The organism is Ralstonia sp. TCR112, from assembly GCF_007997035.1.
Lineage (GTDB): Bacteria > Pseudomonadota > Gammaproteobacteria > Burkholderiales > Burkholderiaceae > Ralstonia > Ralstonia edaphi.
The window spans coordinates 13,869-30,187 of the sequence record NZ_VOSS01000075.1 but is presented as its reverse complement, the minus strand read 5'-3'; the positions used below and the strand labels follow the sequence as shown (position 1 = coordinate 30,187).

12 protein-coding genes are annotated in these 16,319 nt (G+C 65.3%); 2 read left to right on the top strand and 10 right to left on the bottom strand.

Annotated features, from left to right (window positions below):
* Positions 1-28: 28 nt before the first annotated feature.
* Together rfbD and rfbB are read right to left on the bottom strand one after the other, a co-directional pair.
* Positions 29-961 carry a dTDP-4-dehydrorhamnose reductase gene (rfbD, locus tag FUT88_RS17125; protein WP_147216871.1) on the bottom strand — a complete coding sequence of 311 codons (933 nt, stop codon included), beginning with the start codon at positions 959-961 and terminating at the stop codon, positions 29-31.
* Positions 954-2,015, bottom strand: coding sequence for a dTDP-glucose 4,6-dehydratase (gene rfbB / locus FUT88_RS17120; protein WP_147216870.1), 1,062 nt, complete (start codon positions 2,013-2,015; stop codon positions 954-956). The genes rfbD and rfbB overlap by 8 nt, the downstream gene beginning before the upstream one ends.
* Positions 2,016-2,227: 212 nt before the next feature.
* Between rfbB and FUT88_RS17115 the strand changes: the two genes are divergently transcribed.
* Complete coding sequence (locus FUT88_RS17115; protein WP_147216869.1) at positions 2,228-3,082, top strand: symmetrical bis(5'-nucleosyl)-tetraphosphatase; 855 nt, start codon at positions 2,228-2,230, stop codon at positions 3,080-3,082.
* A 9-nt stretch (positions 3,083-3,091) separates the two neighbouring features.
* Here FUT88_RS17115 and FUT88_RS17110 read toward each other — a convergent pair whose 3' ends face one another.
* The 7 genes from FUT88_RS17110 to FUT88_RS17080 all read right to left on the bottom strand — a co-directional run bounded on the left by FUT88_RS17110 (position 3,092) and on the right by FUT88_RS17080 (position 8,557).
* Positions 3,092-3,889 (bottom strand): lysophospholipid acyltransferase family protein, encoded by a 798-nt coding sequence (locus FUT88_RS17110; RefSeq protein WP_147216868.1) that lies wholly within the window; start codon positions 3,887-3,889, stop codon positions 3,092-3,094.
* Complete coding sequence (locus tag FUT88_RS17105; RefSeq protein ID WP_147216867.1) at positions 3,876-5,153, bottom strand: dihydroorotase; 1,278 nt, start codon at positions 5,151-5,153, stop codon at positions 3,876-3,878. The genes FUT88_RS17110 and FUT88_RS17105 overlap by 14 nt, the downstream gene beginning before the upstream one ends.
* Positions 5,154-5,161: 8 nt before the next feature.
* Positions 5,162-6,133 carry an aspartate carbamoyltransferase catalytic subunit gene (locus tag FUT88_RS17100; RefSeq protein ID WP_027678022.1) on the bottom strand — a complete coding sequence of 324 codons (972 nt, stop codon included), beginning with the start codon at positions 6,131-6,133 and terminating at the stop codon, positions 5,162-5,164.
* 65 nt (positions 6,134-6,198) lie between these two features.
* Positions 6,199-6,717: a bifunctional pyr operon transcriptional regulator/uracil phosphoribosyltransferase PyrR gene (gene pyrR, locus FUT88_RS17095; RefSeq protein WP_147216865.1), complete on the bottom strand. Its 519-nt coding sequence runs from the start codon at positions 6,715-6,717 to the stop codon at positions 6,199-6,201.
* Positions 6,714-7,145, bottom strand: a complete 432-nt coding sequence (gene ruvX, locus FUT88_RS17090) for a Holliday junction resolvase RuvX (protein WP_147216863.1) — start codon at positions 7,143-7,145, stop codon at positions 6,714-6,716. The genes pyrR and ruvX overlap by 4 nt, the downstream gene beginning before the upstream one ends.
* The gene (locus FUT88_RS17085; RefSeq protein WP_009238898.1) at positions 7,138-7,710 is read right to left on the bottom strand and encodes a YqgE/AlgH family protein; all 573 of its coding nucleotides are present in this window, start codon (positions 7,708-7,710) and stop codon (positions 7,138-7,140) included. Before FUT88_RS17085 ends, ruvX begins: the two co-directional genes overlap by 8 nt.
* Positions 7,711-7,807: 97 nt before the next feature.
* Positions 7,808-8,557, bottom strand: a complete 750-nt coding sequence (locus FUT88_RS17080) for a pseudouridine synthase (protein ID WP_147216861.1) — start codon at positions 8,555-8,557, stop codon at positions 7,808-7,810.
* A gap of 80 nt (positions 8,558-8,637) precedes the next feature.
* Here FUT88_RS17080 and FUT88_RS17075 point away from each other — a divergent pair, with 80 nt between their 5' ends.
* Positions 8,638-10,194 carry a cryptochrome/photolyase family protein gene (locus FUT88_RS17075; protein ID WP_147216859.1) on the top strand — a complete coding sequence of 519 codons (1,557 nt, stop codon included), beginning with the start codon at positions 8,638-8,640 and terminating at the stop codon, positions 10,192-10,194.
* Positions 10,195-10,262: 68 nt separating this feature from the next.
* On the opposite strand, the gene FUT88_RS17070 is transcribed toward FUT88_RS17075, so the two are convergent.
* A complete protein-coding gene (locus FUT88_RS17070) occupies positions 10,263-16,316 on the bottom strand; it encodes an Hpt domain-containing protein (RefSeq protein ID WP_147216857.1) in 6,054 nt (2,017 codons plus the stop codon).
* Positions 16,317-16,319: the final 3 nt, after the last annotated feature.

The window sequence follows — 16,319 nt, the reverse complement described above, 5'->3', positions numbered from 1 at the left end:
GATTTCTAGATGGGGCAATACAACGACGTTAGGCCATGACCTGGGCGGTTTCGACTAGCTGCTCGATAACGTAATCCACGCCAGTTTTCCAATTCGGCAATGCGATGCCGAAGGTTTCCCGCAATTTTGTCGTATCCAGCCGCGAATTTGCCGGTCGGGGCGCGGCGCTCGGATACTCACTCATCGGAATCGGACGGACCGCATCTTCCGCAACGCGCAATGCCACCCCTTTCGCTCGCAGCACGCGCAATGCGTAGTCAGCATACGCGTGCCATGTCGTCTCGCCCGACGCCGCAGCGTGATAGACACTCGACGGAAACCTATCTGGGGCAGCAAGGTAACGCGCGACCATAATCGCCGTGATATCCGCAATCAGTGACGCGGGTGTTGGCGCGCCGAACTGGTCCGCCACGATCGACAACGCATCGCGGCGCATCGCAGTGCCGACAATCGTCTTCAGAAAGTTGGCGCCATGCAGGCCGAACACCCAACTTGTACGGATCACGGCATGCGACGCGCCACTCGCCTCAACACAACGCTCGCCTTCGAGTTTCGTTTTCCCATACACCGACAACGGATCAGGCCGATCTGACTCGCGGTACCACCCTTCTTTCGCACCATCAAATACGTAATCCGTCGAATAGTGGACCAAGAAGCTGCCCAGCCGCGCGGCTTCCTGAGCGAGCGCCGCAGGCCCTTCCACGTTGATCTTGCGTGCGAGCTCAGGTTCTGATTCAGCCCGGTCAACCGCCGTGTAGGCACCTGCATTCACAACGATTCGCGGCCGCAGGCTTCGCATGACTTCGGCGATCCGAACATCGTCCGCCAGATCGAGACTCGCTCGATCCAGCGCCGCGACATCGCCCCACAAGCTCAGAGCCCGACGCAGTTCGAAACCGAGTTGGCCCCGTGCGCCAGTCAGCAAAATTACCGGTCTCCCCGTTGTACCGTAATCAGCCATACTGCTTCGCCACCCAATTGCGATACTCGCCCGACACCACGTCCTGCACCCAGACCTGATTATCCAGATACCATTGGACGGTCTTGCGCAGGCCCGTCTCAAAGGTCTCGGCGGGTTTCCAGCCAAGCTCGCGCTCCAACTTGCGCGCATCAATGGCATATCGGCGGTCGTGGCCGGGGCGATCCTTCACAAACGTAATCTGATCGCGGTACGAACCCGTTGCCTTAGGTTTCAGCTCATCGAGGAGATCGCACAGTGTGTACACGACGTCTAGGTTGGACTTCTCGTTCCAACCACCCACGTTGTAGGTCTCGCCCAGACGGCCGCGTGCGAGCACCTCGCGGATCGCCGCGCAGTGGTCACCTACGTAGAGCCAGTCGCGCACGTTTTGACCATCCCCGTACACCGGCAGCGGCTTGCCGCTGAGTGCGTTTGTAATAATCAGCGGAATCAGTTTTTCCGGGAAATGGTACGGCCCGTAGTTGTTGGAACAATTCGTGGTCAGCACCGGCAGGCCATACGTGTGGTGATATGCGCGCACTAAATGGTCGGAGGCTGCCTTGGAAGCAGAGTAAGGACTGTTGGGGGCGTATGGCGTGGTTTCCGAGAATTGCGGGTCCGTAGCGCTGAGCGATCCAAACACTTCGTCGGTGGAAACATGCAAGAAGCGGAACGCCGCCTTGGCGTCGGCGTCGAGCGCGGCCCAATAGGCGCGGACTGCTTCGAGCAGCGTGAACGTGCCGACGATATTGGTTTGAATGAATTCGCCGGGGCCATGGATTGAACGGTCCACGTGGCTCTCGGCAGCGAAGTGCACCACGGCGCGCGGCTTGTACTGTTGGAACAGGCGATCAAGCTCGGCGCGATCGCAAATATCCGTGTGCGAAAACACGTGGCGCGGGTCGCTTTCCACGGCAGCCAGGGTCTTGCGATTGCCCGCGTAGGTCAGCTTATCGACGTTGACGATGCCATCAGCGCTCGGATTTGCCAGCCAGTTCAGAACAAAATTACCGCCAATGAAGCCGGCACCGCCCGTGACGAGAATATTGGACAACCTCTGTGCTCCTTGTCGCGTGTCTCTATACGCGGCTTGGTCCGAGCCTGCCCGATTAAAGGGCAACGGACTTTGTTAAAATGTAATGAGAAGTGGCGTATTCTATCCGACCCTAGGGTTACCCCTCCTAAACGGCCCGATCTTTTTGTAGCGCGTTGTAACACCGGAGACCTTGACGTCTCGTTATGGGCCACGCGGGCCCTTCACTGCACATGACAAGCGCGTCACTCGCCTCGTACGCCATCGGCGACCTCCAAGGCTGCTGCTCCCCCCTCCAGTCGCTGCTGGCCGCTCTCCCCGCCAACACCCCCCTTCGCTTCGTCGGCGACCTCATCAACCGCGGCCCAGAGTCGCTCGCCACGCTGCGCCAAGTCATCGCGCTTTGCGAGGCCGGGCGCGCACGCACCGTCCTCGGTAACCACGATATCCACCTGCTGGCGGTAGCTGCGGGCGTGCGCAAACCCGGCAAGCGAGACACGATCGCCGACATCCTCTCCGCGCCCGATAGCGACGAACTCATCACATGGCTGCGTCACCAGCCGCTGGCCATCTTCGAAAACGGGTTCCTGATGGTGCACGCCGGCGTCCTGCCGCAGTGGACGACAGGCGACGTGCTGGAACTCGCCGGCGCCGTCGAGCGGGAGCTGCGCAGCCCACATTGGAAAACCTTCCTGGCTGACGCCTTCGGCAACCACCCGGACAAGTGGAGCAACGATCTCGTCGGCATGGACCGCCTGCGCCTGACCATCAACGCGCTGACACGCCTGCGCTTCTGCAAGCCCGACGGCACGATGGAGTTCGAAACGACGGATGCAGACGGCGCGCCGGATGGCCACATGCCGTGGTTCGACGTGCCGGGCCGCCGCACGCGCGGCACACCCATCGTGTTTGGGCATTGGTCTACGCGCGGACTGGTGATGCGCGACGATGTGATGGGCCTGGATACTGGCTGCGTGTGGGGCGGCAAGCTGACAGCGGCAAAGCTGTCGCTGGCCCCGGCGGGACGTGACGTGGTCCAGGTGGATTGCGAACAGGCGCAGGACCCGCTCGCACACAAGAAGAAGTAACAGTTCGACTTAGCCCGCGCGGGCAATCAGGGTCGCAACGGCTTCTTGGCTATGTGCGGCCAGCGCGCGGCGGTCCATCTCCGGGGCCACGGCGGGGCCTACAAGAACTTCCACCACCAACGGCGGCCCATTCAGCATGGCGTTGATTGTGTCCATCATCGACAGATCGCCGATATACGCGGGAATGGTCGTCAACGCGCCCGTCTCGGCAATGCGATACCGGAGCGCCAGCGGGCGGATCGGTGCGCCAGCGCTGACGGGCGCCTGAAACAGGTTGGCGTGGAACGGCAGCAGCTGCAGCCCGTCCGACGTCGTGCCCTCGGGAAACACGCAAATGGCATCGCCTGAACGCATCGCGTCGGCAATGACATGCATGATGCGGTGCGCATCGCGCTTGCGGGCGCGCTCGACGAACAGCACGCCGGTCTGCGCGCACAGCCAGCCAATCACGGGCCAACTGCGAATCTCCGACTTGGCAACGAAGCGCGGCGGGTACCAGCTGTTGATCGCGTAGATGTCGATCCACGACACGTGGTTGGACACCAGCATGGACCCCGCCAGCTCCTTGCCCGCAACCTGCTCCCCATGCACGACGAGCGAGACGCGGAACAGCGCGAGCAACTTGCGCGACCAGCGCTGGATCAGCGTCCGTTTGGTCTCGGGCTTGACCCACCAGAACAGCAGCGCGCAGGTGATCAGGCCTTCCGCCAGATGCATGAGCAATCGCAGTTTGCGCAGCACATGCCTGCGCTGCGGCGTGCGCATCTCGGTGGGCGCGCTTGTCACGCGTTGATCAATGCCCGTCATAGGCAAGATGGCCTGCAACCATCGTGGCACGTACGCGGCCGGCCAGCTCGAAGCCCAGATACGGCGAGTTCTTGCCCTGGCTGCGCAGCGTGCGCGGCTCCAGCTTCCATGTCGCATCCGGATCGAACACGCACACATCAGCCATCGCACCGACCTCCAGCGAGCCCGCCTGCAACCCCAGCACGCGAGCCGGCTCACTGGTGATGCGCGCCAGCGCCTTCGACAGTTCGACCTTGTGCTCGGCAGCCCAGCGCAGCGTGAGCGGCAGCAGGGTTTCGAGGCCGGTCGCACCGGGCGTGGCTTCGGCAAACGGCAGCAGCTTCTCGTCGTCATCCACGGGCGTGTGATCCGAGCAGATTGCGTCGATGGTGCCGTCGGCGAGCGCGCGCACGATACCGTCACGATCGCGGCCCGAGCGCAGCGGCGGTACAAAGCGCATCTGCGAATTGAAGTAGCCGATGTCGACGTCAGTCAGAGAAATATGGTGGACGTTCACATCGCACGTCACCGGCAGGCCTTCGGCCTTGGCGCGACGCACGAGATCGATGCCCGCAGCAGACGACAGGCGGCAAAGATGCACGCGCGCCCCCGTGCTGCGCATCAATTCGAAGATGGTGTGCAGGCGCACAGTCTCGGCCATCACCGGCACACCGGAGAGGCCCAGGCGCGAAGCCAGCGGGCCGCTTGCAGCCACGCCGCCCTTGCCCAGATACGGATCTTCCGGGCGCAGCCAGACGGTAAAGCCGAAGGTCTGCGCATATTGCATTGCACGCATCAGGACCTGCGTATCGATGATCGGCGAGTCAGCCTGCGAGAAGCCTACGCAGCCCGATTCGGTCAACTCGGCCATCTCGGTCAGCACCGCGCCTTTGAGGCCCACCGTCAGCGCACCGAGCGGATACACGTGCGCCTGGTTCAGGTTGCGCGCGCGGAACTTCAGCATCTCAACCAGGCCCGGCTCGTCCAGCACCGGGTCGGTGTCCGGCGGGCACACCAGCGAAGTCACGCCACCGGCCATCGCCGCAGCCATTTCCGATTCGAGCGTGGCCTTGTATTCGAAGCCCGGCTCACGCAGGCGCGCGGACAGGTCAATCAGGCCCGGGCACACCACCAGGCCTGTCGCGTCGAGCGTCTTGTTGGCATGGAAATCCGCCGGCGCGTGGCCGACACCGACCACCTTGCTCGCCGCAATGTACAGATCCTGTTGGGCGTCGATGCCGTTGGCCGGGTCGATCAGGCGGCCGCCTTTGATATGCAGTTTCATTGCTTTTCTTAGTCGTTGTTGCCAGCCACGATGCCCATGACCGCCATGCGCACGGCGATGCCGAACGTCACCTGATTCAGGATCACCGATTGCACGCCGTCGGCCACGGCGGAGTCGATCTCCACGCCGCGGTTCATCGGGCCCGGATGCATGACGATGGCGTCCGGCTTGGCCAGCGCCAGACGCTCCTGCGTGAGGCCGTAGGCCTTGAAGTACTCCTGCGCGGACGGCAGCAGCGCACCGCTCATGCGCTCGTTCTGCAGGCGCAGCATGATGACCACGTCCACGCCCTTCAGGCCCTCTTCCATGTTGTGGAAGACGCGCACGCCCATGTGCTCCAGGCCGCCCGGCAGCAGCGTGCGCGGGCCGATGGCACGGACTTCGGCGCAGCCCAGCGTCGTCAACGCATGGATATCGGAACGCGCCACGCGCGAGTGCAGGATGTCACCGACGATGGCCACCGTCAGGTTGGAGAAATCCTTCTTGTAGTGGCGGATGGTGAACATGTCGAGCAGCCCCTGCGTGGGGTGCGCATGACGGCCATCGCCTGCATTGATCACATGCACGTGCGGCGCGACGTGCTCCGCGATCAGGTACGGCGCCCCGGAACTGGCATGCCGCACGACAAACATGTCCGCCTGCATCGCCGACAGGTTGTTGATCGTGTCGAGCAGCGACTCGCCCTTGCTCGTGGACGACGCATTGATGTTCAGATTGATCACGTCCGCCGACAGCCGCTTGGCCGCGATCTCGAACGTCGTGCGCGTGCGCGTGGAGTTCTCGAAGAACAGGTTGAACACGCTCTTGCCGCGCAGCAGCGGCACCTTCTTCACCTCGCGGTCGGAATCCGATACGGACACGAACTGCTGCGCGGTGTCCAGCACGTGCGTGAGGATGTCGCGCGACAGTCCCTCGATCGACAGCAGGTGCTTAAGCTCGCCGTTTTTCGTGAGCTGCGGGTTGGCAAAAGTCTTGGGCATGGAGAAACGAAAGGCGACGAGGTCAGTACAGGTCAGGTCAAAGCAGGGGCGGTGCGCGCTTGAAGTCAGGTGCCCTTGGGCTCGCGCGTGAAGGTAAAGCGCGCGGCAGCGCCCTCGCCGGCCTCGCTCAGCACGAGCGATTCATCGGCGGGCAGCGTGATGCGCTCTCCGATGTAATCCGGCGCAACGGGCAACTGACGTTCACCGCGATCAACCAGCACGGCAAGCTCCACCGCCGCCGGGCGGCCGTAGTCGAACAGTTCATTGATGGCCGCGCGGATGGTGCGGCCGCTGGCCAGCACGTCGTCCACCAGCAGGATGCGGCGCTCGTTCACGTCGAACGGCAGCGTGGTGGGTTGTGCCTTGGCGTGCAGGCCTTTCTTGGCGTAGTCGTCGCGGTGCATCGCAACATTGACGACGCCGTATTCCGGCAGGCCCAGGTCATGCGCCAGCCGCCTGGCGATCCAGGCGCCGCCACTGACAATGCCGGCCACCGACCAGGTGTGGCCGTCGGCCAGCCGCGTGCGCAGTTGTGCAACGAGGCTCTGGTACAGCGCCTCGGCATCGATCTCTTGCGATGTCATGCGTGTTCGTCGAAAAACTGTTGGAGGATGATGCGCGCGGCTTCTGCGTCGAGCACATCGTCGGAAGCTCCGGCGTCCTGTGCGGCGATGGACGAATAGCGCTCGTCCACCCAGGTGACCGGCAAGCCATAGCGGCCGTGCAATTGATTGCCGAAGCGCTTGGCGAGCTTGATCATCGGTTGCTCTTCGCCATCGGGGTGGACGGGCATGCCGACCACGAAGCCGACGGGCTGCCATTCGCCCACCAGCCGGCTGATCTGCGCGAAGCGGAAATCGGCCGAGCGGTTCGGAATGGTTTCCAGCGCCCGCGCCGAGCGCGTGATGGAATTGCCGAGCGCCACGCCAATGCGCTTTTCGCCGTAATCGAATGCCAGCAAGGTGCCTTCTGCGGGCATGGAAGCGGGGGCCGGACGCGCCGGCTCAGGCATGCCCGGCCTCACCCGACAGCATGGCGGGGTTGATGCCGAGCAGGTTCAGCGCCGCGGCAAACCGCGCTTCGGGAGGCACGTTGAAGATGATCTCGGGATCGGCCTGGACGGTCAGCCAGCCGTTGCGGCTGATTTCGTCTTCCAGTTGACCGGCGCTCCAGCCGGCATACCCGAGCGTCAGGATGAAGCGGTGTGGGCCGCCGCCCTGGGCCACGGCTTCCAGCACATCCTTGGAGGTCGTCATTTCCAGCCCGCCCGGCACCGCCAGCGACGACGAATACGCGCCTGTGGCGTCGTGCAGCACAAAGCCGCGCTCGGTCTGTACCGGACCGCCGTAGTACACGGATTGTTCTGCGAGGGGATGGATTTCGAGCTTGAGGTCGATCTTGTCGAACAGCGTCGCCAAGTCGATGTCGATAGGCCGGTTGATCACGAGCCCGAGCGCGCCGCGCTCGTTGTGCTCGCACATGTACACAACCGTGCCCGAAAACGTCGAATCCGCCATGCCGGGCATAGCGATCAGGAACTGATTCGTGAGATTGATGAGTGCGTCAGGCGAGGCCATGAGGGGGAGTTTACCAAAAGCCCCCGGCCGCTGCCCCTCTCATTTGGAGGAATCGGCTCTCGGCGCAAGGTTTTTTGGGATTGCGCATTGTGCCGCCTCAGGCACTTGACTCGGTTGCATGCGGCGGCGTGGTGTTCAGCGCTTCCAGATCGACGGCTTCCAGCCAGCGCCACTCGCCAGGCGCCAGATCGCCGAGCGACAACCCGCCGATGGCGCTGCGGTGCAATCCGGCCACGTGGTTGCCGGCGGCGGCCACCATGCGTTTCACTTGGTGGTATTTGCCCTGGGTGAGCGCCATGCGCAGGTGGTGCGTGTCTACGCGCTCGGCCCAGGCGGCGGCAACGTTTTCATTTTCGTCAGCCAGCAGCACGCCGGCGCACAGCTGAGCGATCTGCGCATCGGTCACGGGCTCGGCGGTGGTGATTTCATACACCTTGGGCACCTGGTGACGCGGGCTGGTGATGGTGTGAACGAACTGGCCGTCGTCGGTCAGCAGCAGCAGCCCCGTGGTGTCCTGGTCGAGCCGCCCGACGCACTGCACGGCGCGCTCGCGCAACGGCACCGGCAGCAGCGTGTACACGCTCGGATGATGTTTCGGCTTTTGCGAGCACTCGACGCCAGCCGGCTTGTTCAGCATCAGATAGGCGCGGGCGTGATACACCCAGCGCTCGCCGTCGACATCCAGCACCAAGCCGGCGGTATCGACCAATGCGTCGGGGTTCTCCATCTCGACGCCGTTGATGAATACCAGGCCAGCGAGGACGAGGTCCTTGCAATAGCGGCGCGTGCCGAAGCCTTGGGATTGCAGGATGCGATACAGCGGAAGACGAGCAGAGGAATCAGCCATGACAACAACGTGAACAAGACAAAAAGGGGCGATTTTTGCGATACGCTCCGCCAGTCTAAAGAGCAACCGATTTCCATCCGATGCCCTCAACCGCCCCAAGCCGCCAGCCGTACAACATCGGAGCGCACTTCCAGCGAGGCCTGGTGTGGTTCCGGCGCGATCTGCGGCACTTCGACCACGCGGCGCTGCATTATGCCCTGCGGCACTGCCGCCAGGTCTATTGCGTGTTCGTGTTCGACCGCGACATCCTCGACGCGCTGCTCGCGCGCGGGCTCAAGGCCGACCGCCGCATCGAATTCATCCGCGCATCGGTCGAGGAACTGCGCAGCGCGCTGCGCGAGGCCGGCGGCGACCTCATCGTCGTGCATGACCACCCTCGCCAAGCCATTCCCGACATCGCCCGCAAGTTGAACATCGAGGCCGTCTTCGCCAACCATGACGAAGAACCATCCGCGCAGGCCCGCGATGAGGCGGTGCGCAAAGTGCTCGCCCAGCAGCCGTGCGCCTGGTTCGACTTCAAGGATCAGGTGATCTTCGAGCGCGACGAAATCCTGAACGGGCAAGGCAAACCGTACGGCGTCTTCACGCCTTACAAGAATGCCTGGTTAGCCGCGCTGACGCCGTTTGACTTGCGGGCGTATCCCACAGAGCCGTACTTCGGCGCGCTGGCCAAGCCGCCGCAGGCGCTCGCGCAGGCTACGCCCGCGCTGGAAGCGATGGGCTTCGCACGCACCAACCTGTCGGAAATCGCCCTGCCCAGCGGCATGTCGGGCGGGCAAACCTTGCTCGACGAGTTTGAAGAGCGCATGGACGACTACCATGCGCGCCGCGACTTTCCTGCCGTGCGCGGACCCAGCTATCTGTCAACGCATTTGCGCTTTGGCACCGTGTCGATCCGCACGCTGGCCGCGCGCGCCCACGCCGCCATGCTGCGCGGCAGCCGGGGCGCGGCGACGTGGCTGTCGGAGCTGGTCTGGCGGGATTTCTATTTCATGATCCTGCACCATCGCCCCGATCTGGCCGACGGCGCTGCGTTCCATCCGGAATTCGATCGCATCCGCTGGGTAGACGGCGACACTGGCGACGCGCGCTTCCAAGCCTGGAAGGATGCGCGCACCGGCTATCCGCTGGTCGATGCGGCCATGCTGCAGATTTTCCAGAGCGGCTACATGCACAACCGCCTGCGCATGGTGGCGGCCAGTTTTCTCATCAAGGACCTTGGCATCGACTGGCGGCGCGGCGAACAGTATTTTGCTGACGTGCTCAACGATTTCGACTTTTCCGCCAACAACGGCGGTTGGCAATGGGCGGCGTCCAGCGGGTGCGATGCGCAGCCGTGGTTCCGCATCTTCAACCCGGTCACGCAATCGGAGAAGTTCGATCCGCAAGGCCGCTTCATCCGCAAGTACCTTCCGCAACTGGCGAAGCTGCCCGACAAGTACATCCATGCGCCATGGACAGCGCCGGCCAATGTGTTGAAGGAAGCAGGCGTGGTACTGGGGGAGACGTATCCGCTGCCCATCGTCGATCATGCGGCCGCGCGCGCCGCGACGCTCGATCGCTACGCCGTCACCAAGGCACATCGCACATCGGGCGCCGAGGCCGCGGCACTCAGCAAGGCCAGCCCCGACGATTGAAGATCGCCACGCGCCAAAAACAACGCCGGTGTGTTACCGGCCCGTTGTTGTTTCTGCGAGGCGTGTCGTCAGCCGGCGTTGGCCGCCGGCGCACGCTCGCCGATGAGGTTGCGCAGATGCTGCAGCAGTTCCTCTTCGTTGTACGGCTTACCGAGGTAGACGTTCACGCCGATCTCCGCTGCGTAACGGCGGTGCTTGTCCGCCGTACGCGAGGTGATCATGATGATCGGCGTGGCGCCGATGCGTTCGTCCGCACGTACGTTGCGCGTGAGGTCGAAGCCGTCCATGTGCGGCATTTCGATGTCGACGAGCATCGCGTCAGGCGTGATCTCCTGCAACTGACGCAGCGCATCCACACCGTCACGTGCGAGCACGGCCTGGTAGCCGGAGCGCGTGAGCAGACGCTGCGTGACCTTGCGCACGGTGAGCGAATCGTCGACCACCATGACGATCGGCTGTGTCCCCAGGCCAGGCACGGCATCGGTGCTGCCATCGCGGTGCAGCTCTGCCACGGCGCCCGTCGTTTCCTGATCGGACAGGCTGCGTGCGGCGGCTTCGCGCTCGAAGCGCTGCGTGAGCACCACGGGGTTGTAGATCAGCACGATCTCGCCGTCGCCCAACGTGGTGGCACCGGCAATCCCTTCCAGACGCGCGAGGTGCGGGCCGATGTGCTTGACCACCACTTCGCGGTTGCCGATCACTTCGTCGACGTGCACGGCGGCGCGCTCGGCACCGTTGCGCACCACCACGGCCGGCGAGTACTTGCGCCCACCCGTGACAGACGTCGCTTCTTCAAGCAGCGCACCAAAGTAGTGGAATGGCACAGGCCCGGTCGGCAGCTGCAGCGCGGCCGCGTTGTACGCCTCGGCCAGCGCCTGCGGGCGCAACTGCTGCACGTGGTCGATCATGCCCGACGGAATCGCGTACACACGCTCGCTCACACGCACCAGCAGCACCTGCGTGATCGCGGTGGTGAGCGGCAGGTGGATGGTGAAGCGCGTGCCGACTTCCGGCGTGGTCTGCAGCGAGATCCGGCCGCCCAGGGCCACGGTTTCCGCACGCACCACGTCCATGCCGACGCCGCGGCCGGCCAGTTCCGACACCTGATCGGCAGTGGAGAAACCCGGCGTAAAGATCATCTCGGTGAGGCGCGCGTCGCTGGCTTCCTCATCGGCGGCCAGCAGTTGACGCTCCAATGCACGGGCGCGGATGCGGTCGAGATTGAGCCCGGCACCGTCGTCGACGAAGTGCAGCACGACTTCGTTACCTTCCTGCTGCACTTCCAGCGTCAGTTCGCCGGCGGGAGCCTTTCCCTTGGCGCGGCGCTCATCGGCGGATTCAATACCGTGCGCGACGGCGTTCCGGATCATGTGTTCGAGCGGGCCGCCCATGCGGTCCAGCACGCTGCGATCCAGTTCCACCGTACCGCCCTTGATGAACAGCCGGACTTCCTTGCCGGTTTCCGCCGCGGCCTGGCGGGCCACACGATACAGACGGTCGGCCACGGTATCGAACTGCACCATGCGCGCACGCATCAGGCTGCGCTGCAGACCGCGCGTGAGGCGCGCCTGCGTTTCCAGATCGAGCGACGCCTGATCAAAACCGCGGAACAAGTTCTGCTGCACCGTCGCCACGTCGTTGACGGACTCGGCCATCATCCGCGTAAGTTCCTGCAAGCGCGTGAAACGGTCGAACTCCAGCGGGTCGAACGATTCATCGTGCGCAGCGGCATCGGCAATGCGCGACTCCATCTGCGTTTCGGCCTGGATTTCGATCTCGCGCACCTGCGCGCGCAAACGCGCCACGTTGTCGTTCAGTTCCGACAGATAGGTCTTGAGCGCATCGACTTCCGACTCCAGGCGCGCACGCGCCGCACCGACTTCACCTGCATCGTTGATGAGCGAATCGAGCGCCCGCGCCTGCACGCGCACCATCGCGCGCTGACGTTCGGCCACTTCCAGCGCCTCGGCTTCGGGGCTGCGCGTGCCGGTCAGATCAACGCTGGTCGAGACTGCAACTGCCGGCAGCATCGACGCGGAAGACGATGCCTGCGCATCGGCGGCCGTCTGCTGCGCATCGGCTGCATCGGCAAGGCCGGCATCGAGCGGCAGCACGTTGCCCGCGCCGAGCGCATCAACGTGCGCCTGAATGCGGTCAAACCAGACGTAAAGCTTGCGGAACAGCGCGTCGTCCACGCGGTTCTGGCGCAGGCCGCCTTCAATCGCGCTTTCCATTTCGTGCGCGGCCTGACCCAGCGTCATGGCGCCAGCCATGCGCGCACTGCCCTTGACGGTGTGCAGATTGCGCAGCAGCAGGCCGGCGGCATTGCGGTCCTGCGGCGCGGCTTCCCAGGCACGCAGGTGCTGGCCCAGTTCGGGCAGCGCAACGTGCGCTTCCTCCAGGAAGATTTCCAGCAGCGCGGGGTCGAGCGCATCGGTCGGCGCCTGGCGGACCAGTTCGCCCACGGCCGGCTCGGCGACCGGCGGCTCGTGCACGGGCACCAGCGACGGCACGAACGTCGGCGTGACTTCCGCCGGCTCGAACGCAGGCTCGCCAGCCAGTCCAGCGGTTTCGTTCTCGGCTTGTTCGGCTTCGGTAAAGGCGGCAGGCGCCGGCTCCAGCGGCAGGCGCGGACGCACGAGCAGGCGCTCGCAGAGTTCGTCCAGGCTGCGGCGCAGGGGCTCGTCGGCGTCGGGCCAGAGGCTGGCGGCAAATTGATGCAGCATGCCGCGCATGCGCTCGACGGCTTGATCGAGCAGGCGGAAGTCGCCCGGATGCATCGCCACCGGGCGGCTGTTCAGGTTCAGCAGCACCTGCTCCAGCGCGCCAGCCAACTGGCGCACGGGCTCCAGTTCGACCACGGCGGAGCTGCCTTGCAGCGTGTGCGCGGCGCGCAGGGCCAGCTCGCTCGGCGGCGTGCGGCCTTCGTGGCGCCACTCCGAGAAATCCACGCCCAGGCGCCGGATCAGATCATCGGCTTCCTGCAGGTAGACGTTGTACAGCGCGACGCTGATGCGGACCGGACCAATCTCCTTCACGCCATCGTCGTGCGGGGCTTCCTCCGGCTCGCCCGTCTGCGCGAACGGGAACGGGATCACCTTGGCATCGGCGTCAGCATCGGCGGCGGCAACCGGTTCAGCGGCCGCTTCCTGAAGCGTCTCTTCGACGGGCCCGGCAACCGGCTCGACTGCCTCATGCTCGATCACCGGTGCGGTGGCCTCGGGCATCGGCGCCTCGACTTCGGGCAGCGCAGGTTCGTCATCCCACGTGAAAGCGGCCGGTTCTTCGGCTTCCGCAACGGGCACATCCGGCGCAGCCAACTCCAGCGGCTGCACCGCATCGACGTCATGCGATGCGGTTTCCACGGCCGGTACTTCGGGTGTTTGGGGCGCAACGTGTTCCGGAGCGGCCTGCGCTTCAGGCACGGCCTCCAGCCACACGAACGGGCCGCCATGGCGCACACGCTCTGCGGCGGCAACCAGCGGTTCAATCGCGTGATCGGCTTGCGGTGATTGCGCAATGGCAGCGGCCCACGTCGACAGCTCCGACTCGGCGCGCGTCAGCAGCGCGGCGAGGTCATGCGTCGGCACACGGCTTTCGGCGAGCCAGACATTCATCACCTGCTCGATGGCCCACGCAGCTTCGCCATAGCGCGTGAGGCCGACCATCCGGCCCGATCCCTTGAGCGTGTGGAACGCGCGACGCAGATGCGTCAGCAAGTCGAGATCAGAGCCGGCAGCCAGGCCGCCCGTTCCCATGTCGGCAGCGGCCTGCAAGCCCTGCAGATCGGCGCGCACGCCGGCCAGCACTTCTTCTGCTTCAGACAGGAAGATGTCGAGCAGCTCGGCATCGATGGATTGCGTATCCCGCACGGCAGCAGGCGCAGGCGCGGCGGCAGCGGTAGGCACGGCGGCCGGTGCGGCCAATGCGGCCTGCATGCGTTCAAGCGCGCCGACGCTGCCAACCTGCCACGCGTCGAACTGGGCCAGCGCCTCTTCCAGGCGACGGCGGCGCGCCGGATCGTCGTCGATGGCGGCGGCGTCACGCGCCTCCTGCAGCGCCGTGCGCAACTCCGCGGCGAGCGGGTCGGCCGGGTCGACCGGCTGCTTGGCCAGCAGACGATCGAGCAGCGATTGCAGCGGCGATGCGGCATCGGCATTGGCGATGTCTGCATCGGCCTGCGTTTCGGATTGCGGCTCGCGGCGGGCCAGCATGCCGGATTCGGTATCGAAGGCGAACTCGCGCCATGCGGTTTCGCGCTCCGTCGGCGTCAGCTGGCCTTCGATGACGATCTCGTCGATCTGGCCGCCGGTCAACTCCGTGCCGCCGGATAGCGCATCGAGCAGGGCCTGCAAACCGCTGACGTTGGCGGCCAGCGCAGCCAGGTAGCGTTCGCGATCAGCCGTGGCACCCTCGCCTGCCGCTTGCAGCGCGTTGATGGTCGATTGCGCGGCTTCCGTGGCGTGCACGGCCTCATAGGCGTCGAGTGCGGCAAAGGCGCTCTGCATCTCGCCGAACAGGCGGGCCGCTTCCTGCAGGCCGCCGCTTTCTTCGCCCTCGCGCTCGAAAGCGTCGAGGTGCGTTTCGGCAGAGGCCAATAGCGTTTGCAGCGCGCGAACCTGCTCGGCGCGCGTGCGGCGTTGTGCAGCTTCTTCGGCCAGCAGCGTCAACCAGGCCGGCGCCGGCACGGCGTGACCGTCTTGCGTGGCGCGGGCGTGTTCGGCCAGCTCGCTGCAGCGGGCGGCAAACCACGCGCTGCGCAAGTCGCCAGATTCGCCATGCAGGGCCCAGGGGCGCGCAAGCATGCGCGACAGGAATTGTAGTGTGGGCGCCACGTCCTGCCCAGCCGCTTCGGTCAGGCGGTTCGACAGGTCGGACAGAGCCGGCTGGCCCAGCGCATTGGCATGCAGCGCCAGCGTCTGCAGTGCAGCGTCGAGCTCGTCGGCAGCAGGCGCGGGTTGTTGGCTCAGCGTTTCGAGCGAGCGGCCGACGCGTTGCAGCGTGTCGCTGGCGTCGGTCGGCAGCAATGCGTAGTACTGGCGTGTGTGCAGTGCGCCGGCAGGCGCATGCGTGGGCGGAATCGCAAAGGCCTGCACGCAGGCCACGATGTCCTGGCCCAGCGTATCGTCGCCTACCGGCGTTGCGGGCGCGTTGCTGTACGCCATGCCGGCGAGCAAATACAGCGCGTCGGTCAGCAGGCCTTGCGGCAGGTGGACGTTGTTGTGCGAATACTGGCGCAACAGCAGGTTGACGCGTGCCGCGAGGCGCTTGGCGGTCATATCGGCCGGCACGAGGCCGGCACGCAGGGCGCCAAAGGTCAGGGCCAGCACGAGCCACAGATCGCGCTGCAGATCGTCCCCGGCGCGGCGCGGTTCACGCTCCAGCGCGCGGATGCCATGCAGCAGGTCTTCCAGCGGAGCATAGGCCGCAGCGGCGGCGGACGGGTCCACCTGTGCACCGTCGGCGTTGGAGGCCGGCGCACGCAGCGCAGTCAGCAATGCGAGTTCGAACTTGCGACGCAGACGCGCCAGCCCCGGCAGATCGCGCGAGGGCAGCAGCAGCGCCGGCAGGTGGCGCAGTTCATCAGCCCACAGGTCGGCCGGGTGAATGCGTTCCTCGCCCAGGCGGGCGAGCACGGCTTGATACGGCTGGAACAGGCGCAGCGGCTCTTCGGCCATGCCGGCCATCAGGTCGGCCACGTATTCCTGCAGCGCCTGCACGGCGCGCGAGAACACGTCCAGCGTCTGGGCGTCGGCGGCGACGGTGCCTGCATCGACAGCCTCGAGCAGCCGCTTGGCGGCCTGGCAATACACGTCGACACCACGCAGGCCGACGATCAGCAGCGCGCCGGCGGCCTGGTGCAGATACTGGCCGGCCAGGCGCAGCGACGTCGTATCGCGCGCACCGATGACCTCCGGATCGGCGATCACATCGGCCGCATATTCGCCGAACTCGCGCACGGCATCGTCCAGCGCGGCGCGCATGTTAGGCGCCACCCACGCCAGCGCGGAAAGATCACGCGCGGGCACAGCGGGCTTCGGGACGGAATTCTGACGCCCGGCGGCGGCTCCCACCGCCTCGACAGAGGCGGATTCGGGCTGGGCGGAAGATTGATGACGCATGTG